At 65.3% G+C, this 18,791-nt stretch carries 22 protein-coding genes; 11 read left to right on the top strand and 11 right to left on the bottom strand.

Annotation, left to right across the window (positions count from 1 at the left end; translation table 11 throughout):
* Positions 1 to 2 precede the first annotated feature (2 nt).
* Positions 3 to 635, top strand: coding sequence for a 7-carboxy-7-deazaguanine synthase (queE, locus tag IFT67_RS06330; protein ID WP_192145606.1), 633 nt, complete (start codon positions 3 to 5; stop codon positions 633 to 635).
* Between the two features lie 252 nt (positions 636 to 887).
* On the opposite strand, the gene IFT67_RS06325 is transcribed toward queE, so the two are convergent.
* The 3 genes from IFT67_RS06325 to lipB form a co-directional block, all read right to left on the bottom strand.
* On the bottom strand, positions 888 to 1,592 hold the full coding sequence (locus IFT67_RS06325) for a hypothetical protein (RefSeq protein ID WP_192145604.1): 705 nt from the start codon (positions 1,590 to 1,592) through the stop codon (positions 888 to 890).
* Positions 1,593 to 1,862: 270 nt separating this feature from the next.
* A complete protein-coding gene (locus tag IFT67_RS06320; RefSeq protein ID WP_192145602.1) occupies positions 1,863 to 2,129 on the bottom strand; it encodes a hypothetical protein in 267 nt (88 codons plus the stop codon).
* Between the two features lie 103 nt (positions 2,130 to 2,232).
* Complete coding sequence (gene lipB, locus IFT67_RS06315) at positions 2,233 to 2,886, bottom strand: lipoyl(octanoyl) transferase LipB (RefSeq protein WP_342450569.1); 654 nt, start codon at positions 2,884 to 2,886, stop codon at positions 2,233 to 2,235.
* Between the two features lie 118 nt (positions 2,887 to 3,004).
* Here lipB and IFT67_RS06310 point away from each other — a divergent pair, with 118 nt between their 5' ends.
* Together IFT67_RS06310 and IFT67_RS06305 are read left to right on the top strand one after the other, a co-directional pair.
* On the top strand, positions 3,005 to 3,838 hold the full coding sequence (locus IFT67_RS06310; protein ID WP_192145599.1) for a glycerophosphodiester phosphodiesterase family protein: 834 nt from the start codon (positions 3,005 to 3,007) through the stop codon (positions 3,836 to 3,838).
* Between the two features lie 8 nt (positions 3,839 to 3,846).
* Positions 3,847 to 4,587: a hypothetical protein gene (locus tag IFT67_RS06305; RefSeq protein WP_192145597.1), complete on the top strand. Its 741-nt coding sequence runs from the start codon at positions 3,847 to 3,849 to the stop codon at positions 4,585 to 4,587.
* A gap of 241 nt (positions 4,588 to 4,828) precedes the next feature.
* On the opposite strand, the gene IFT67_RS06300 is transcribed toward IFT67_RS06305, so the two are convergent.
* The 3 genes from IFT67_RS06300 to IFT67_RS06290 all read right to left on the bottom strand — a co-directional run bounded on the left by IFT67_RS06300 (position 4,829) and on the right by IFT67_RS06290 (position 6,893).
* A complete protein-coding gene (locus tag IFT67_RS06300) occupies positions 4,829 to 5,422 on the bottom strand; it encodes a GNAT family N-acetyltransferase (RefSeq protein ID WP_192145595.1) in 594 nt (197 codons plus the stop codon).
* 4 nt (positions 5,423 to 5,426) lie between these two features.
* Positions 5,427 to 6,269 carry an oxygen-dependent coproporphyrinogen oxidase gene (hemF, locus tag IFT67_RS06295; protein WP_192145593.1) on the bottom strand — a complete coding sequence of 281 codons (843 nt, stop codon included), beginning with the start codon at positions 6,267 to 6,269 and terminating at the stop codon, positions 5,427 to 5,429.
* 174 nt (positions 6,270 to 6,443) lie between these two features.
* Positions 6,444 to 6,893 (bottom strand): tRNA (cytidine(34)-2'-O)-methyltransferase, encoded by a 450-nt coding sequence (locus IFT67_RS06290; RefSeq protein WP_192145591.1) that lies wholly within the window; start codon positions 6,891 to 6,893, stop codon positions 6,444 to 6,446.
* A 192-nt stretch (positions 6,894 to 7,085) separates the two neighbouring features.
* Between IFT67_RS06290 and petA the strand changes: the two genes are divergently transcribed.
* From petA to IFT67_RS06265, 5 genes are all read left to right on the top strand, one after another.
* On the top strand, positions 7,086 to 7,652 hold the full coding sequence (gene petA / locus IFT67_RS06285; RefSeq protein ID WP_056489394.1) for a ubiquinol-cytochrome c reductase iron-sulfur subunit: 567 nt from the start codon (positions 7,086 to 7,088) through the stop codon (positions 7,650 to 7,652).
* A gap of 10 nt (positions 7,653 to 7,662) precedes the next feature.
* Positions 7,663 to 8,973: a cytochrome b gene (locus IFT67_RS06280; RefSeq protein ID WP_192145589.1), complete on the top strand. Its 1,311-nt coding sequence runs from the start codon at positions 7,663 to 7,665 to the stop codon at positions 8,971 to 8,973.
* A gap of 21 nt (positions 8,974 to 8,994) precedes the next feature.
* Entirely contained in the window at positions 8,995 to 9,837 is an 843-nt protein-coding gene (locus IFT67_RS06275; RefSeq protein WP_192145587.1) for a cytochrome c1, read from the top strand.
* Positions 9,838 to 9,976: 139 nt separating this feature from the next.
* The gene (locus IFT67_RS06270; protein ID WP_192145585.1) at positions 9,977 to 10,525 is read left to right on the top strand and encodes an adenine phosphoribosyltransferase; all 549 of its coding nucleotides are present in this window, start codon (positions 9,977 to 9,979) and stop codon (positions 10,523 to 10,525) included.
* A 248-nt stretch (positions 10,526 to 10,773) separates the two neighbouring features.
* Positions 10,774 to 11,502, top strand: coding sequence for a hypothetical protein (locus IFT67_RS06265; RefSeq protein ID WP_192145583.1), 729 nt, complete (start codon positions 10,774 to 10,776; stop codon positions 11,500 to 11,502).
* A gap of 272 nt (positions 11,503 to 11,774) precedes the next feature.
* Here IFT67_RS06265 and IFT67_RS06260 read toward each other — a convergent pair whose 3' ends face one another.
* Both IFT67_RS06260 and IFT67_RS06255 read right to left on the bottom strand, forming a co-directional pair.
* Positions 11,775 to 12,236, bottom strand: a complete 462-nt coding sequence (locus IFT67_RS06260; protein WP_192145581.1) for a MaoC/PaaZ C-terminal domain-containing protein — start codon at positions 12,234 to 12,236, stop codon at positions 11,775 to 11,777.
* An 11-nt stretch (positions 12,237 to 12,247) separates the two neighbouring features.
* The gene (locus IFT67_RS06255; RefSeq protein ID WP_446740806.1) at positions 12,248 to 13,561 is read right to left on the bottom strand and encodes an alkaline phosphatase family protein; all 1,314 of its coding nucleotides are present in this window, start codon (positions 13,559 to 13,561) and stop codon (positions 12,248 to 12,250) included.
* A gap of 226 nt (positions 13,562 to 13,787) precedes the next feature.
* On the opposite strand from IFT67_RS06255, the gene IFT67_RS06250 reads away from it, so the two are divergent.
* A complete protein-coding gene (locus tag IFT67_RS06250) occupies positions 13,788 to 14,027 on the top strand; it encodes a hypothetical protein (RefSeq protein WP_192145577.1) in 240 nt (79 codons plus the stop codon).
* 426 nt (positions 14,028 to 14,453) lie between these two features.
* Positions 14,454 to 14,855, top strand: coding sequence for an excalibur calcium-binding domain-containing protein (locus tag IFT67_RS06245; protein ID WP_244647183.1), 402 nt, complete (start codon positions 14,454 to 14,456; stop codon positions 14,853 to 14,855).
* A 21-nt stretch (positions 14,856 to 14,876) separates the two neighbouring features.
* Here IFT67_RS06245 and ychF read toward each other — a convergent pair whose 3' ends face one another.
* Positions 14,877 to 15,974: a redox-regulated ATPase YchF gene (ychF, locus tag IFT67_RS06240; protein WP_060523892.1), complete on the bottom strand. Its 1,098-nt coding sequence runs from the start codon at positions 15,972 to 15,974 to the stop codon at positions 14,877 to 14,879.
* A 344-nt stretch (positions 15,975 to 16,318) separates the two neighbouring features.
* Here ychF and IFT67_RS06235 point away from each other — a divergent pair, with 344 nt between their 5' ends.
* Complete coding sequence (locus IFT67_RS06235; protein ID WP_192145575.1) at positions 16,319 to 17,383, top strand: NAD(P)-dependent alcohol dehydrogenase; 1,065 nt, start codon at positions 16,319 to 16,321, stop codon at positions 17,381 to 17,383.
* 159 nt (positions 17,384 to 17,542) lie between these two features.
* On the opposite strand, the gene IFT67_RS06230 is transcribed toward IFT67_RS06235, so the two are convergent.
* Together IFT67_RS06230 and pth are read right to left on the bottom strand one after the other, a co-directional pair.
* A complete protein-coding gene (locus IFT67_RS06230) occupies positions 17,543 to 18,148 on the bottom strand; it encodes a TIGR02466 family protein (RefSeq protein WP_192145573.1) in 606 nt (201 codons plus the stop codon).
* Positions 18,145 to 18,714, bottom strand: a complete 570-nt coding sequence (pth, locus tag IFT67_RS06225; RefSeq protein ID WP_192145571.1) for an aminoacyl-tRNA hydrolase — start codon at positions 18,712 to 18,714, stop codon at positions 18,145 to 18,147. Before pth ends, IFT67_RS06230 begins: the two co-directional genes overlap by 4 nt.
* Positions 18,715 to 18,791: the final 77 nt, after the last annotated feature.

Below are 18,791 nucleotides of genomic sequence, written 5' to 3'. Positions count from 1 at the left end.
CGATGAGTTATGCGGTCAAGGAGATGTTCCTGACGCTGCAGGGCGAGGGCGTGAACGCGGGCCGCCGTGCGGTGTTCGTGCGCTTTGCCGGGTGCAACCTGTGGTCCGGCCGCGAACAGGATCGCGCCACCGCGGTGTGCAAATTCTGCGATACAGAGTTCGTCGGCACCGATGGGCTCGGCGGCGGCAAGTTCGCCGATGCGCAGGCGTTGGCGGATGCGGTCGCGGGGTTCTGGGGCGAGGGTACGATCGACCGGTTCGTAGTGCTCACCGGTGGCGAGCCGATGCTCCAGATCGACGACGCGATCGTCGAGGCGCTGCATGCGGCCGGCTTCCGGATCGCGATGGAGAGCAACGGGACGATTGCCGCACACCCCGGGATCGACTGGGTCTGCATCAGTCCCAAGGCCGGCAGCATCGTGGTCCAGCGCACCGGCGACGAGCTGAAGCTGGTCTGGCCGCAGCCGGGCACCGATATCGCCGATGTCGAGACATGGGACTTCGCGAACCTGCTGCTCCAGCCGCTCGACGATCCGAATGCGGATGCGAACCGCGAGGCGTGCGTGGATATGGTGATGGCGCGGCCGCAATGGCGGCTCTCGCTCCAGACCCACAAGCTGCTGGGCTTGCGCTGAGGCGTTCGGGAGGGGGGGCTGGACGTTTTCGTCCCGTCCAAGCGCGCTCCACTCCGCCCCCTGATCGACGCCCCCCCCGTCATCCCAGCGAAAGCTGGGATATCCCCGTTTGACTCCGGTCGTCTGACCCGAGGGATACCCCAGCTTTCGCTGGGGTGACGGGATGGGGGAGGCGGAATAAAGATACGCGATAAGGGCAGGGGCCGGAAGAAGTCGACGCAGACTTGGTCCCGACTCACAACCCCCGATGCCTTACCGTCCGGCGATCCCGACGCCTGCTGGCGGCCAGTTCTGCGCCCCGCACTTCTTGTCGACCCACTCGCCCTTCTTGTTCCAGCAGATCACGTCGAGGCGCGGCATCGCGGCCGTGTCGCGACCGATGCGACGCGGGAAGCGCTGCTCGCCCCAGGGGATCAGGCTGTTGCGCAGCTCACGCGAGCGCGCCAGCGCGACCTCGGAGAAATGCCCGCGCGGCGTGAAGATCGCGTCGCGACCGATCGAGGCGGCAGTCTGGCAGAAGCCGTACTGCGCAGCGACCGTGGCAAAGCTCGAATAGGTGCGCGTGCCGAACTGGTCGAGCGCGGTCTGCCCGGCCTTGGGGCCCGCCGCCTTGTTTACGCGAACGAAGTATTTGGTCAGCGTGTCGAACGAATTCTTCAACTCGTCACCGTGATCGGCGAGGATCGAATTGTAGGTCGGCACGGTCAGCAGGGTCGGCTCGAACTGGCACTGCAGCGCCGCAACGTTCAGTGCCGCACGCATGTGCCATACGAGTGCGGCGCGCGTCTCGGCCGGGGTCGCACCGGGCAAGGGCTGCCCCAGATCCGCTTCGTCGCCGGTCACGGCAGCGGCCGAAAAATCGCGCGACTGTAAAAAGAACTGCGCCGACGCCGACTGCGCGACAGCGAGCCCGCTCGACGCGACGCAAAGCGCGAGCGCGGTACGCAACACTTTCATTCCAACCTCCCCAGGGGCATTCCAAGGGACCGAATCTAAAGCGTTTCGCGGAAACTCCCAAGCGATTTTAACCTTTTCCGACCGCCGCGAGCACATCGGCCGCACCGCGCCGGAAAACTCGATTCGTCGCGTCCGGAACGATCGCTGCATGCGCCCGGATCGGGGGCGGCATGCCACAACGGAAAAGGGCCGCCCGGTTGCCCGGGCGCCCCTTCACACCGCGTAGGTCCTGTCGGAAACTACCCGCCAAAGCGGGTAATCTCCACGGGATTACATTGCGTTGTTGGTCATCATGGTGTCGTTCGATATCATCGTGTCGTTCGCCATCATGGTGTCGTTGGCCATCATGCCACCGTTCGACGCGCCGTCGACTGCGGTCATGTTGTCGGTCATGGTGTCCATGCCTTCAGTGGCGTTCATGTCGGTGACCATCGTGTTGTCGGTGGTCGTCTCGGTCTTCGGACCGCAAGCCGAAACGGCAAGTGCTGCGCTGGCGATCAGCGAACCGGTCAGGACCTTGGAAATGAGTGCACGCATGTGGAAGCTCCCTAGATAGAGGATTTGGCTGGCTGCTCGCCCTTAATACCCAAATCGTAGTGGACATTAATCCGATAACGCCTTGCCCTCAAGCCTCGTTTTCTCAAGGACAAGAAACTGTTTCAAGAAAAGCGTCGTTTGTTAACGCGAGGGCTGCATCGAAAGTTGCAAGATCGGCTTTAATGCCCAGCGATTGCAGGCTGGTAACGCCGAACTCGGGCAAGCCACAGGGGACGATACCGCCAAAGTGCGACAGATCGGGGTCGACGTTCACCGAGAAGCCGTGGAGCGTGACCCAACGTCTGACCCGAACGCCGATCGCCCCGATCTTGGCCTCTCGTCCCCGATCGAGCGTCCAGATGCCGACCCGGCCATCGACCGCGAACGCCTCGACGCCGAGTTCGCCGAGCGCCGCGATCACCCAGGATTCGAGCGCGTGGACATAGCGGCGGACGTCGCGCCCGCGCTTGGTCAGGTCGAGCACGACATAGCCGATCCGCTGGCCCGGCCCATGATAGGTGTATTTCCCACCGCGCCCGGTCGGGATCACCGGAAAGCGCGCATCGATCAGGTCGCCCGGTTCGGCGCTGGTGCCTGCGGTGTAGACCGGCGGATGTTCGAGCATCCACAGCAGCTCGCGCGCATCGCCGGTGCCGACTGCGGCCGCGCGCGTCTCCATTTCCGCCAGCGCGTCGGCATAGGGCGTCAGGCCGGCGCTGGTCCGCCATTCGATATCGGAGGGGAGGGGGGTGGTCACCGATCCCAATTGCGCACCCGCGCGCCAAGTTGCAACTCCGGCGCGTGTCGCAACCATGTGGTCAAGTGCAGGGGCTTGGGCTAACCCGCGAGCCGAGATCAGCGGGGGAGCAAGACGCATGGTGAAGATGGGGACGGTCTGGGATCGCACGGTCGAAGTGCTCAACGGGCGCACCGGCATGATTACGCCGATCGCGCTGCTCGGCATGGTCGTGCCCAGCGTGATCCGCGACGGCTATGTCGCGTTCTCGACGCCGGGGACGATCAGCTTTGCCCTGGTCGGTAGCGTGCTGGCGATCGGGACGCTGGTCGCGATGCTCTGGTCGCAGCTCGCGATCGTCGCGATCGCGACCGACCCCGCCACCGATGCCGCATCCGCACGCCGCCAGGCTGGCTCGCGCGTGTTGCCGGCGTTCGGCATCACCGTGCTGATCACGCTCGTCGCGGTGCTCCTCGTCATACCGCCGGTCATCGTGCTGATGTCCTCGTCGGGAACGATCCCGTACGTCGGATTCTCTGCTGCCGGCAGTGCGATGCTTCGTACGGCGCCGTCGCAAGGCCGTGCCGCGCAGTTCGCCATACTGTACTTCTCAGTGTTCACGCTGATCGCGATCTGGATCGGCGCGCGACTGGCGCTGCTCAACGCGGTCATCCTCAACGAACGCCGCAGGGTCGGTGCGATCCGCCGCTCCTTCCAGCTGACCAAGGGGCTGACGTGGCGGATCATCGGCGTGCTGATCCTGTTCGCGATCGTCATGCTCGTGTCCACCTGGGCCGCGCAGTCGGTGACCGGGATCATCTTCCGCCTCGCGCTCGGCGCAAAGGGCATTGCGACCGCGACGTTCCTGTCGGGCGTCGTCGCCACGATCGTCACCACCGTCTTCACCGCGCTCGCCGCGGTCTTCACCGCGCAGCTCTACGTCGCGGTCAGAGAGAAACTTCCCCAGGAATGAAATCCCCGATGAAGCTCGATTTCGCGACCGTCCTCACCGACGCCTGGACGCTGTTCAAGCGCGACCGCGACCTGTTGCTGCGGATCGCCGCGCCGTTCCTGTTCCTGCCCGCGTTCGCGCTCGCGCTGGTCGTCCCCGATCCGCCGATGCCCGATGCCGCGGCAGGCAATAACGAGGCGCAGGCGCTGGTCTGGGCCGACGCGGTACAGACCTGGGCGGCGGCGCATGGCGGCTGGTATCTGCTGGCCTATGTGATGAGCTTCTTCGGCACGTCCTTGTTCTACGCACTGTATCTCGATCGCGAGCATCTCGACCTGCGGCAGGCGTTGACGCGCTGCCTGCGAATCTTCCCGCGTTTTCTGTTGGCGATGGTGATCGTCTCGCTGCCGGCCGGCGCAGGGCTGCTGCTGTACGCGATCCCCGGCCTCTACATCCTCGGCCGAACGATGCTGACCGGCCCGGCGCTCTTCGCCGAAGCCCCGCTCGGTGCATTGGGAGCGATCCGCCGCAGCTTCACGCTCAGCCGAGGTTCGGGGCTCCCACTCATGGGATTGGCCGCGTTCAGCTACATCAGCGGCTGGCTCGTCGGCGCGCCGTTCATGATGCTCGACCGAGCCCTCCGCGAAGGCGGGCAGGCCAACCCGGTCGCGCTGGCGATCGTCGATGCCGGCGCCGCGGTGGCGGCCATGGCAGCCGGCATCGCGATGGCCCTGATCGCCATCTCCGCCTACCGCCGCCTGGCGCGGTAGGGGCCGGCCTCCGCCAATGTCTGCGGAGGAGGCACGCACCAACTGCTCCCTCTCCCCTCCGGGGAGAGGGTTGGGGTGAGGGTTTGGGGCAGTTGCCAGCGTTTCCGCCTGGGGCGCCCCTCACCCCGCCCCTCTCCCCAAGGGGGAGAGGGAGTTTCGGTTGCGACCTCTTCGACGCCCGACTTCTCGGCTTCGTAGTGCGCCTGCTGCCTTTATGCTCGCGGGGAAACACGTCTCACGCTTACCCCCGCTTCCCCAGATACGGAATCTGTGGCGCGGTCTCCGGCGGCAGCAACCCGGAAGCCCGCGGGTCGGGAAACGTCTCGATCGTCCGCTTCACCGCCACGAACCCCTGCGCCCGATAAAATCCCAGCGCGCTTGGATGATCGAGCGTGCAGGTATGCAACCAGACCCGCTCCACCCCCTTCGCCCAGGCCCGCGCGCACGCTTCGGCCATCAGCCACCGCCCATGACCTTGCCCGGCAAGCTCCGGGATCAACCCGAAATACGAAATCTCGCACGCGCCCGCCTCGCGGAAATCGAGTTCGAGCATCCCGACCTCGATTCCCGCCGGATCGAGCACCGCATACACCGCGATCCCCGGATCATGCACGATCGCCGCGAGTACATCGTCCGCCATCACCAGCCGCGAAAACCACAGCCACGGGCTCCCCACCCGCCGGAACAGCGCACGGTATTTCTCCAGCGCCGGCCGCTCCCACTTCACCAGCCGCAACCGCGATCCCGGGCTCGGCCGCAGCGGCGGTCGCTTGCGCATTTCCAATGTCGTGACGATCGTCGCGAGGACGTCGTCGGCAACCGGGATCAGCGCCACTGGATCACGACCACGTCGCGCGCGGCGGCAGGCTCATCAGGATCGCGTCGATGTTGCCGCCGGTCTTCAACCCGAACAGCGTGCCGCGATCATAGACGAGATTGAACTCGGCATAGCGCCCGCGCCATTCGAGCATCCGCGCCTCGTCGACCGCATCGAACGGCGTATCCATCCGCCGCCGCACGATCCGCGGATAGGCATCCAGAAACGCCTCGCCGACATCGCGCGTGAAGGCGAAATTGGTGTCGAAATCGCCATCGAGATGATCGAAGAAAATTCCGCCGACACCGCGGCTCACTTTCCGGTGCGGGATGTAGAAATAGGTCTCCGCCCAGTCCCTGAACCGCTCGTAATGCGCCGGATCGTGCGCGTCGCACGCCGCCTTCATCGTCGCGTGAAAGTCGGCCGTATCCTCCTCGATCGGCAAGGGCGGGTTGAGATCGCCGCCGCCGCCGAACCAGCGCTTGGTCGTGTTGAGGAAGCGGCAGTTCATGTGCACCGCCGGCACATGCGGGTTGGTCATGTGCGCGACCAGGCTGATCCCGGTCGCGAAGAAGCGGGGGTCGTCGCCGGCCCCGTGGATCGACTTGGCGAAGTCGCCTTCGAACGTGCCGCCGACGGTCGAGACGTTGACGCCGACCTTCTCGAAGACCTTGCCCTTCATCACGCCGCGGACGCCGCCGCCGCCCGGTTCACCCGACGGATCGATCCGGTCCCACGGCGTATATTCAAACGACGCGTCGGAACCCGCCTCCCGCTCGATCGCCTCGAACTCCGCACAGATACGATCGCGCAGGGATTCGAACCAGGTTCGGGCGGCGGCTTGCTGGGGGTCGAGATCGGTCATGCGCAGGTCCCTACCAAATCCTCCCCGGCACGGGGAGGGGGACCGTTCGGCTACTTGGCCGAAGGGTGGAGGGGGGCTTCCACGAGCGTACCAGTTGTGATGACGAAGCGGTACGTTCGAGGTGAACCCCCTCCACCATGCTTCGCACGGTCCCCCTCCCCGTGTCGGGGAGGATCAGCTCGGCCAGCCACCCGTCTGCCGCAACGCCTCCGCCGCAACGATCCCCGTCGCCACGGAAATGTTCATCGACCGCAACCCAGGCCGCATCGGGATCAGCACCCGTACGTCGGCGCGCGCGTGCACCTCCTCAGGAACCCCAGTCCCCTCGCTCCCCATCAGCAGCACGTCGTCCTCGTGAAACTCCGCGACATCCAGCCGCACCGCGCCCTTGGTGGTCAGCAACACGATCCGCCCCTGCACCTGCGCTAGGAACGTGTCCCAATCGACATGCCGCACCACGTCGACCACCCCCACATAATCCATTCCTGAGCGCGCGACCGCCTTCTCGCTCCAGGTGAATCCCATCGGTTCGATCAGGTCGACGCCGATCCCCATGCACGCGGCGGTCCGCAGGATCGCGCCGACATTTCCGGCGATATCGGGCTGATAGAGGGCAATTCTCATGCCCGATCCCCTAGCAAGGCGGTAACCCAAAGCAAAATGCAGTTGGCAAACCCGCGCCCCGCCGTCTATCAAAGCACAGCCTCCGTGGGGACGGTCGGACGGATTGGGGATATGGTTTCGCGAAACCGAAAGCCCAGCCCGTCACGAAAAAAATAACGTGCAAGGGCGAGATGAATGGCGACAGTCGACGACATGGTTCCCCCCGGCGAATCGCCAGAGCCGTTTCACGAAGAGGCCCATGATCCTCGCCGCCGTGATTTCATCAACATCGCCGCGGTCTCCTTTGCAGGGGTAGGTGCGGTTGCGATCGTCCTGCCGCTGATCAACCAGATGAACCCGAGCGCAGACGTCCTCGCACAGTCGACCACCGAGATCGACCTGTCGAAGATCCTTCCCGGCCAGGCGATCAAGACCAGCTTCCGCAAGCAGCCGCTGTTCGTGCGCAACCTGACGCCGAAGGAAATCTCCGAAGCCGACGCGGTCGATATCTCGACGCTGCGCGATCCGCAGACGCTCGAACAGCGCACCAAGGCGGGCAAGAAGAACTGGCTGATCACGCTGGGCGTCTGCACCCACCTCGGCTGCGTCCCGCTCGGCGCGGGCGAGGGTGAGAACAAGGGACCGTTCGGCGGCTATTTCTGCCCGTGCCACGGCTCGGCCTACGACACCGCCGCGCGCATCCGCAAAGGCCCCGCTCCGTCGAACCTCCACGTTCCGGACTATGCCTTCAACTCCGACACCGTCGTCACGGTAGGCTGAGGAAAACATCATGAGCTTTCCCTGGGCCAAGCAATACGAACCGAAGCTGCCGCTGACGCGGTGGCTGGATGAGCGGCTTCCCGTTCCCCGGCTCGTCTACAATTCACTCGGCGGCGGCTATCCCGTCCCGCGCAACCTCAATTATTTCTGGAACTTCGGCGTGCTCGCCGGCGCCGCACTGGCGATCCAGATCGTCACCGGCATCGTCCTGGCGATGCACTATGCCGCCAACGGCCTGGTCGCGTTCGACTCGGTCGAGAGCATCATGCGCGACGTCAATGCGGGCTGGTTCCTGCGCTACGCTCACGCGAACGGCGCCTCGATGTTCTTCATCGTCGTCTACACGCACATCTTCCGCGGGCTCTATTACGGCTCGTACAAGGCGCCACGCGAGATGGTGTGGCTGCTCGGCGTGGTCATCTTCCTGCTGATGATGGCGACCGCATTCATGGGCTACGTGCTTCCCTGGGGCCAGATGAGCTTCTGGGGCGCGCAGGTCATCACCGGGTTCTTCTCGGCGATCCCGCTGGTCGGCGACACCATCCGCATCTGGCTGCTCGGCGGATTCGCGCCGGACAATGCCGCGCTCAACCGCTTCTTCTCGCTGCATTACCTACTGCCGTTCGTGATCGCGGGCGTCATCATCCTGCACATCTGGGCGCTGCACATCCCCGGCTCGAACAACCCGACCGGCGTCGACGTGAAGGGCGAACAGGACACCGTCCCGTTCCACCCCTATTACACCGCCAAGGACGGCTTCGGGCTTGGCATCTTCATGCTGATCTTCGCGGGCTTGCTGTTCTTCTTCCCGAACTATCTCGGCCACCCGGATAACTACATCCCGGCGAACCCGCTCTCGACGCCCGCGCATATCGTTCCCGAATGGTATTTCTGGCCGTTCTACGCGATCCTGCGCGCCTTCACCGCGGACTTCATCCTGCCGGCCAAGCTCTGGGGCGTGCTGGCGATGTTCGGCTCGATCCTGCTGCTGTTCTTCCTGCCCTGGCTGGACAGCTCGCCGGTCCGTTCGATGAACTATCGGCCCAAGGCGCGGATCGCGTTCTGGGTGCTGGTCGCCGACATCCTGATCCTCGGCTATTGCGGCGGTGCACCGGCGACGGCGACCTACGTGATCCTGAGCCAGATCTGCGCGGCGTACTACTTCGCGCATTTCCTGATCATCCTGCCGCTGATCTCGCGCTCCGAGCGTCCGCGGCCGCTGCCCAACTCGATCACCGAGGCCGTCCTGGCCAATCACGGTGGCACGAGCCCGGCCCAGACCGCGCTGTCGACGGCTTCTACGCCGCACGCCGCGCACTGATACGAACTAGAGGACACACACATGGTTCGTCTCATCGCATCCCTGGTCGGCGCGGCCTTCGTGCTGGTGCTCGGCATCGCGCTGTTCGGCAGCGTCTACGGGGCCATCACCGACCCCGTCGCACCGACCGCCGAGAGCGAGTATCATCTCCATCCGAAGGAGCTGGACCTCGCCTCGAACGGCGTGTTCGGCAAGTTCGACCGTCGCCAGCTCCAGCGCGGTTTCCAGGTCTACAAGGAAGTCTGCGCCGCCTGCCACTCGCTGCGCCTGGTGGCGTTCCGCGACCTGCAGAAGATCGGTTATTCGGAGCCCGAGGTTAAGGCGATCGCCAACCAGTGGGTGATCGAGCAGCCGTCGATCAACCCGGAGACGGGCGAAGCGGCCACGCGGAAGAACATTCCGTCGGATCACTTCCCGCTGCCGTTCGCCAACGACGTCGCCGCCCGCGCCGCCAACAACAACGCGCTGCCGCCCGACCTGTCGCTGATGACGAAGGCACGTCACGACGGCGCGGCGTACATCCATTCGCTGCTGACCGGCTACCAGCCGCAGTCGGCAAAGATGTTGAAGGAATTCCCGGACATCAAGACGCCAGAGGGTCTTCACTACAACCCGTATTTCGCGAACCTCAACATCGCGATGCCGCCACCGCTGACCTCCGATGGCCAGGTCGGCTATGCGGACGGGACGAAGGCGACCAAGGAGCAGATGTCGACCGACGTCGCCGCGTTCCTGACCTGGACCGCCGAGCCGAACCTCGAGGCACGCCATGCCGCCGGGTTCGCGTCGATCATCTTCATCCTGATCTTCTGCGGCCTCGCCTGGGGCGCCTACCAGAACGTCTGGCGCGACGTTAAGCATTGATGACGGCCCGGCTCCCGCGGTAAGGGCGCACGGATAGAGGGAGCGGCGGACGGGCAAACAGCCTGATCCGCCGCTTTCGTTTTGGCCGTCGCGCGGCGCCGCGCGACGGCCGCCGCTTCGTGCGAAGAAGGGAACGCCCATGTCCGATATCAACGAGCGCAACGCCGACCTGAAGGCGCTGATCCGCACCATCCCGGACTTCCCCAAGCCCGGCATCCAGTTCCGCGACATCACCACCTTGCTGCTCGACCCGAACGGCTGGGCGACCGCGATCGAGCGGATGGTCGCGGCAGTCTCCGGCCCCGTCGACCTGGTCGCCGGCATCGAAGCCCGCGGCTTCCTCTTCGCCGCCGCGCTAGCCGCACCGCTCAGGGCCGGCGTCCTGCTGATCCGCAAGGACGGCAAGCTCCCCGGCGCCACCATCGCCGAAGACTATGCTCTGGAGTACGGCACCGACCGCATCGCGATCCACGCCGACGCCTTCGCCCCCGGCGCTCGCGTCCTGCTGGTCGACGACCTGATCGCCACCGGCGGCACCGCCCGCGCGGCGGTCCGCCTGCTCCACAAGGCCGGCGCGGTCGTCACGCAAGCCCAGTTCCTGGTCGACCTCCCCGACCTCGGCGGAGCAGACGCGCTCCGCTCGGATGGCGTCGAAGCAATCGCCCTGATCCACTTCCCCGGCCACTGACCGCGCGCTTGCCGCGGAAGCCCGCGGCCTCGTTCCCCCGCGGACGCGGGGGCCCAGCTAGATACCGCAGCGACCGCTACCCTGTACCCCCGCGTGCGCGAGGGAACAGCAGAGGGATGCGGTCCCTTCGAGCTCCCATGGAACCCAAACCTCGTCAGACCCCATTCATGGAACTTGCGATATAAGGACTCCGTTGTGCGATGAATGGCGGCCCGTTGTGTCCGCTCTCCACGTACGGGAGAACCTCCATGTTTATGAAGCGCTTCGGCATTATCGGCCTAGCCCTGGGTCTCGGACTGGGCGTCGCGGGCTGCACCGACGGGTACGGCTATGGCGGCGCGGGCGTCGGCTATGCCAGCGATCCCTATTACGGCGGCGGCTATGGCGACGGCTATTACGGCGCGGGCTATTACGGCGCGGGCTATGATGGCTTCGCAGGCTATGGCGGCCTGAACTCCTACTACGGTTGGAGCGGCGATTATTATTATCCCGGCTCGGGCGTCTACGTCTACGATCGCTATCGCCGCCCGCACCGCTGGAACGGCAACCAGCAACGCTACTGGCAGGGCCGCCAGCAATATCGCGGCAACCGCAACGATGGCGGCCGCGGCAACTGGGGCGGCTTTGGCAACCGAGGCAATGGCGGCCGAGACGGCGGCTGGCGTGGCAACCGTCCAGGCTATCAGGGCAATCCCGGCACGCCCGGTCAGGGCCAGTTCGGCAACGGCCGTCCCGGCCGCGGCGACGATCGCGGCCGTGGTCCCGGTCGCGGCCAATTCGGTCAACCAGGCCAGCCTCCGCAGCCCGGCCAGGTCGCCAACCCGCAGCAGCCCCAGGTCCAAGGCGGCTTCCGCGGCAATCGCGGCGACGGCGCATTCCGAGGCAATCGCGGCGGCGGCCAGCGTTTCGGCGGTGGACGGCAAGGCGGCGGTCGTCAGGGCGGCGGCAACCGCGGCGGCGGTCGTCCGGCGCAGTAACTAGAGCAGGTTGGTTCACGCGAAGGCGCGAGGGCGCGAAGAGAAGGATTAGTTTTCACGCGGAGACGCGGAGACGCGGAGAGTAGTTCAGGAACGGCGCGGTCCACTCATCGCGACAGTGAAGCCCACGACGAAGCTCTGCCATTCTAAATTTCTCCGCGCCTCCGCGCCTCCGCGTGAACAAATCTTCTCTTAGCGCCTCTGCGCCTTTGAATTGAAAACACCGACGTCAGACCAAAAGCCGCATATCGTGAGGGGCAATAGACCGTCTATCAACCGGCGGGTGTCCCGGCAGGGCGCGTCGCGACGAGGCCGTTCGATACGAACGTCATCACCATCACGTCGTCCTGATTAAACACCCGCATCCGGCTCTTGAAGATCCCCATCTCCGGCCGGCTCGCCGACACGCGCTTTTCCAGGATCTCGGTCTCGCACCGCAAAGTGTCCCCCGGATACACCGGCTTCACCCACTTCAATTCGTCGATCCCCGGCGACCCGAGCCCGGCCTGCTGGTTCTCCTTCAAATTCGCGACCACCATCGACATCACCATCGCGCACGTATGCCAGCCGCTCGCCGACAACCGCCCGAAATGCGTCTGCGCGGCCGCCTCGTCGGACAGATGAAACGGCTGCGGATCGTATTTCGCGGCGAAGTCCATCACCTCCTCGCGCGTGACCGCGTAGGAACCGAACGACGCGGTCCGACCGACCTCGATATCCTCGAAATACTGCACAACCTCTCCTCTTATCGTTGCAGAACCTTCTGGAAGGGTGCGTCGGTGCCGTCCAGCCCCGCTTCGGCCGGCAACCCGATCAGGTCGCGCAACAAGGGCTCGATCGCCACGTTGTCGAAGCTGGCAATCGTCTTGCCCGCCACGAACGCCGGCCCGTTGGCGATGAACAGCGCGCGCATCTCCGGCGCCATGTTGTCATAGCCGTGCATCCCGCCGACCGAAGCCTTGGTCGGCGCGCTCGGATCGACCCGCCAGCCGACATCGGCAAGGCACAGATAGCTGGGCACGCGCGGATTGCGCCCATAATGGAACCGCGCCGGGATCTCCCCCTTCCGCCAGCATTGCAGATGATCGTGGCGGGTCAGCAACCGCGCCTCCAGCGCCGCCTCATGCCCCGGTACCGCGAACAGAGTCGCGTACGGCCCGGTCTCGACCGTGCGATAGTCCGCCTTGTCCGCAATCGCGTCGAGCGCCACCACCCGCGTGCTGCTAGTCGCCGCCATGCCGTGATCCGCGACGATCACTAGGTTCGCCCGCTGCCCCAGCGCGGCAAGCCCATCGACCAGCGCGCCAATGCTCGCATCGACATCCGCCACCGCCTGCGTCACCCCAGCGCTCTCCGGCCCACCCGCATGACCCGCGCTGTCGACCGTATCGAAATACAACGTCACCAGTTTAGGCCGGATCGCGGCGGGCCGCCGCATCCAGTCGAGCACCGCGTTGACCCGCTGCGTCCCCGAGACCTGCTGGTTGAACTGCTGCCAGTCCTCCGGCCGCGTCCCGCCGTCGATCGCGCCGTGGCTGTCCGGCTTGACCTTGCCGCCGACCGCAACATTCGCGCCCGGCCAGAACATCGTCGCGGTCCGGATCCCCGCCTTCTCCGCATCGACCCAGATCGGCGAACTTTCGCTCCACCAGAACGGATCGTCGGTCGCCATCGTGAACGTCTCGCCCGTCCGCGCCGGGTCCTCCATCTTGTTGCCGACGATTCCGCTGCGATCTGGCCGCAGGCCGGTCACCAGCGTCCAGTGATTGGGAAAGGTGATGCTCGGAAACGACGGCCGCATGCTCGCGAACACCCCGCCAGCCCGCAGCCGGTTGAGGTTGGGCGTCACGCCACGATCAAGATAATCCGGTCGGAAGCCATCGATCGACACGAGGATCGTGACCGGCGCGCGAGTCTCGCCCGGCGTCGCAGCCGCCGCCATCATCGCGGTCGGAGCAGGTGCAGTAATCGGCGCAAGGGCGGGGGGCGTATACGGATAGGCACACCCGGCGAGCGTCAGCCCGAGTGCCGAACCGAGGAGAGCCAGCGCGTTCTTCATCATAACCGTTCGTCCCAAGCAGGTGGCGACTTCGCGCGATCCCTACTCGGCACGACAGGGGAGGGAAACCCGTTCGCGGCTCTTCTCCCGCGTCTACCTCATCGGCATCCGCCACGGCCCCGCCCGATCCGCCACACCTACGCGGGCGCACCTGGAGTTCATCGCAACCGCAGCCACGCCCAATCGCCGACTTGCCCGAAAGCCGCGAAAGGTTCAGCCTCGGCCGATGAAGACCCCAACGCCCCCCGCACGAAACGAAACCCGCCAAGCCCCCGCCGCCAAAGTCTCGATCCGGATCGGCAAGCGCACCACCTTCGACGCCTCGGTCACCACCGTCGGCCTGCTGTCGGTCGGCGCGCTAGTGTCGAGCATCCTCCTGTCCAGCGCAGTCATCGTCGCCGCAGCAGGGCGCAAGGCCGCAAGACGGCCGCTGGCATTGCCCGATCATACCAGGACCGTCGGCTAACGCCCAACCGGCTTACCCGCCCTGAGGCTTCTTGCTCAGCTTATGGGCAATTCGAGCCCACTCGTCGCGCGTCCGGCATTCCCGTGCACCGTTGCTGGTTCGCGTAAGACAGATTTTAGGCTCGCTGCTCAAGCTTAAGGGGTAGGCGCCATACCCTGCCGACTGAAAGATAGGTGTTCCCGTGAGCGACCGAGTCTGTGCCGTGGCAGCGCCGATCGGTGACAGGATCAAAACAGCAGCTATGGGACACATGACTTTGCGGCGCATCGTTCTCTCCGTCGTGATGTCCGCTTACACTAAGTCTCGTCTGCAAAGCCGACAATCCGCTTTTCCCATCATAGCGGCATCGCGTAACCTGCCGTCCCGGCTGTTCAGGCAGCAACCATCGATAAATATTCGTCAACCACTCCGCCCGTATAGTGCGTTATGGAGCGCTCTTTTATCGCGGTCACGGCGATCGCCTCGACATTGATGTTTGCCGGTGTCTGGAAAGCCACCGAACCGCGGCCGACCGCAGTTTCGGCTGTCGTCGATACCACGGCCGCTCCCGAAGCAGCGGTGGCCGCGTCGCCGGCGTTGCGGCGGCATGTGGTCGCGCCTCCCCGGCAAGTCGCCGACGCCGAGCCGTACAACGTCGTTCGACCGGCATACGGACCATCTACCCCGGCCCGTCGTTCGACCAACGCCGGATCGGAAAGCTCGGTATTCTACAGCGGGTGCCGCGAAGTACGCGCGGCAGGCGCAGCGCCGCTACACCGCGGCCAGCCGGGCTATCGCACCGGCATGGACGGCGATGGCGACGGGATAGCCTGCGAAAACTATCGCTGACCCGCCGCCGCCGCCTAACCCTCAGCTATGCAGGAAGTGCATAACGTCGCCGTCGTGGACGACGTACGCCTTGCCTTCCGCGCGCAGCTTGCCCGCCTCGCGTGCCTTCGATTCGCCACCCAGCGCGATGAAGTCGTCGAACGCGATCGTCTCGGCGCGGATGAAGCCCTTTTCGAAATCGCCGTGGATCTCGCCCGCCGCCTGCGGTGCGGTCGCGCCCTCGTGGACGGTCCAGGCACGCGCTTCCTTCGGCCCGACCGTGAAGAACGTCAGCAGGTGGAGCAGCTTGTACCCCGCGGTGATGACGCGCGCGAGGCCAGTCTCCTCCAGCCCCAGCTCGCCAAGAAACTCGCCGCGATCCTCCGCTGGCATCGTCGCGATTTCTGCCTCGATCGCCGCCGACACCACGACCGCCTCGGCGCCCTCGGCCTTCGCCTTCTCGAACACCCGCGCCGACAGCGCATTGCCGTTCGCCGCATCGCCCTCGTCGACGTTGCACACGTACAGTACGGGCTTTGCCGTCAGCAGCTGCGCCTGTGCGAACACGCGCGCCTCGTCCTCGTCCTTCGGTACGGTCAGCCGCGCGGGCTTGCCTTCGCGCAGCAGTTCGAGCGCTTGGCCGAGCACGGCGGCGCCGATCTTGGCCTCCTTGTCGCCCTGCATGCCCTTCTTGGCGAGGTTCGGCACGCGCTTCTCGAGGCTTTCGAGATCGCTCAGCATCAGCTCGGTGTCGACCGTCTCGGCATCGGCGATCGGATCGACCTTGTTGTCGACATGCGTTACGTCGCCGTTCTCGAAACAGCGCAGCACGTGGACGATCGCGTCGACCTCGCGGATGTTGCCGAGGAACTGGTTGCCGAGCCCTTCGCCCTTCGACGCGCCGCGCACGAGGCCGGCGATGTCGACGAAGCCGAGCTGAGTCTCGATGATCTTCTGCGATCCGGCGATCTTGGCGAGCGCGTCGAGCCGCTTGTCGGGCACGCCGACGTTACCGACGTTCGGCTCGATCGTGCAGAACGGATAGTTCGCCGCCTGCGCCGCGGCCGTCTCGGTCAGCGCGTTGAAGAGAGTGGACTTGCCGACGTTCGGCAGCCCCACGATGCCGCAGCGAAAACCCATGATATGCCCTTGGTATAAGAATGTGCGGGCGCTTTAGGGCAGGGCGGTCCGGAAGGCCAGCAAGGACGCTTGTGCATATCGTTGGGCGCCACTCCGCCTATGTCCACCACCCCGGCGAAGGCCGGGGCCCAATTGGGGGACGTTGCTGACGATGGTCAGCACGTCGTTATTGCCACCTTTCCAATTGGGCCCCGGCCTCCGCCGGGGTGGCGTCCCTGCTCGATGCCGAGCCTGATCGAACCACTCGATTGCCGCAATGCAGCAAAATTATCATACCGCTCGGTAGAGATATCGTCGCTCGATGGTTATCATGAGCCTCTCCCCCAGAAATCCCCAGGAATTCCATGACCACGACCGCCAACGGCTACGCCGCGCAATCCCCCGAAACGCCGCTCGCCCCCTTCAGCTTCGAGCGCCGCGAACCCGGCAAGACCGACGTCGCGATCGACATCGCGTTCTGCGGCGTCTGCCATTCCGACCTCCACACCGCCAAGGGCGAGTGGGAAGGCACGCTCTACCCCTGCGTCCCCGGCCACGAGATCGTCGGCCACGTCACCGCCGTCGGCAGCGACGTCACCAAGTTCGCGGTCGGCGACGTCGTCGGCGTCGGCTGCATGGTCGACAGCTGCGGCGAGTGCCCGTCGTGCAAGGACGGCGAAGAGCAATATTGCGAAACCACCGGCTTCGTCGGCACGTATAATGGCCCCGATCCCGTGCTCGGCGGCCACACCTTCGGTGGCTATTCGGACCAGATCGTCGTCGACGAGGGCTTCGTGCTGAAGGTCTCGCATCCCGAAGCCGACCTCGCCGCGGTCGCGCCACTGCTCTGCGCCGGCATCACCACCTATTCGCCGCTCAAGCACTGGAAGGTCGGCCCCGGCCAGAAGGTCGGCATCGTCGGTCTCGGCGGTCTCGGCCACATGGGCGTCAAGATCGCCAACGCGATGGGTGCCGAGGTTTATGTCTTCTCGACCTCGCCGAACAAGCGCGACGATGCCAAGCGTCTCGGCGCGAAGGACCTGATCGTGTCGAAGGACGAGGCCGCGATGGCCGAACACGCGAACAGCTTCGACTTCATCCTGAACACCGTCGCGGCGAGCCACAACCTCGACACCTTCACCGCGTTGCTCAAGCGCGACGGCACGATGACGCTGGTCGGCGTGCCCGAGCACGCGCATCCATCGCCCTCGGTCGGCAACCTGATCTTCAAGCGCCGCGCGATCGCCGGCTCGCTGATCGGCGGCATCGCCGAGACGCAGGAGATGCTCGATTTCTGCAACGAGCACGGCCTGGTGTCGGACATCGAGATGATCCGCATGGACGAGATCGAACCCTCGTATCAGCGCATGGTGAAGAGCGACGTGAAATACCGTTTCGTCATCGACATGGCCTCGATGAAGACGGCCTGATCGGGCAGGGGGCGGCGCTCAACGAGTGCCGCCCTCATTCGAGAGAGCACCGTTCTCCTGCGAACGCAGGAGCCCAGGGTCAGGAACGTCGCACTATGTAACCCTGGGTTCCTGCGTCCGCAGGAAAACGAGACGCGGACCGGTAGCGAGCCGCCCCAATCACCACCGATAGTTAAAACTAATACTGATCCGCTCGCCCTTGGCAGCATTCGGCACGACCTCATGCCGCAACCAGCTCTCCCAGAGAAAAACGCTCCCCGGCTTAGGCTCCGCATAGACGAACGTCCGCAGATCCTCCGCCGCATCCTCCAGCCGCGTTGGCGCCGCCATCATCATCGGCAACCGCGGATCCTCCAGCTTGAGCGCCCCAGACCCCTCAGGAATCGCCACGTACATCGTCCCCGACACGACGCTATGCGGATGAATATGCCCCGAATGCGCGCCACCCGGCTTCAGGACGTTCACCCAAAGACTGTCGAGCTTCAGCTTCCGCCCGCCGAGATCGAACGCACAGTCCTTCGCGAACTGCGCGACATGCTTGTTCAGCAGCCGCACGAGATCCCCGAACCGCGGATCGCGGAGTGGCAGGTCGTTCAGCGACGCATACGACGTGTACCCGCGATATCCATGCGCCTTAGACCAGGCGACGCCCGCACGATCGGCCTTCGCCAGTTCGAGCGCGGCGTCCTCGAGTTCCTCGACCAGATCGTCGTCGCCGAGATCGGCCTCGTAGAACCGCGTGGCAAACAGAGAGCGGGTGGTCATGGCTGCATCCTCAACGCGACATCGTTCATGAAGCGGACGTCGTCGCCTTCCGCCAGCCACTTCGCCTCCGCCGCGACCGCGCCGAGCATGTCGGACAGCGGCTCGATCTCGGCCTTCGCATAATTTCCGAGCACATAGCCGGTCACGCGGTCCTTGTGCCCCGGATGCCCGATCCCCAGCCGCACGCGGCGAAACTCGGGTCCCAGATGCTGGTCGGTCGAGCGCAAGCCATTATGCCCCGCGGTCCCGCCGCCGGTCTTCACCTTCACGCGGAACGGCGCGATGTCGAGCTCGTCGTGAAACACCGTCAGCGCCTCGACCCCGAGCTTGTAGAAGCGCAGCGCCTCGCCGATCGCGCGACCGCTCTCGTTCATGAAGGTCGCAGGCTTCAGCAGCAGGATCTTGGTCGACCCCATCCGCCCCTCCTGCGTCCAGCCCTGGAACTGCTTCTTGACTGCGCCGAAGCCGTGCACCTCGGCGATCGCGTCGGCGACCATGAACCCGACATTGTGCCGGTGCATCGCATATTGCGCCCCCGGATTGCCGAGTCCCGCCCAGATCTGCACGTGTGATTCTCCAAAAGACCGCGTCGGCTACGTAACCGTGTTCTCCTGCGAACGCAGGAGCCAAGGGTAACGGGCGG

The sequence above is a fragment of the Sphingomonas sp. CFBP 13728 genome (assembly GCF_014841895.1).
In the GTDB taxonomy this organism is placed as follows: Bacteria; Pseudomonadota; Alphaproteobacteria; order Sphingomonadales; family Sphingomonadaceae; genus Sphingomonas.
This window is presented reverse-complemented; position numbering and strand designations above follow the sequence as displayed.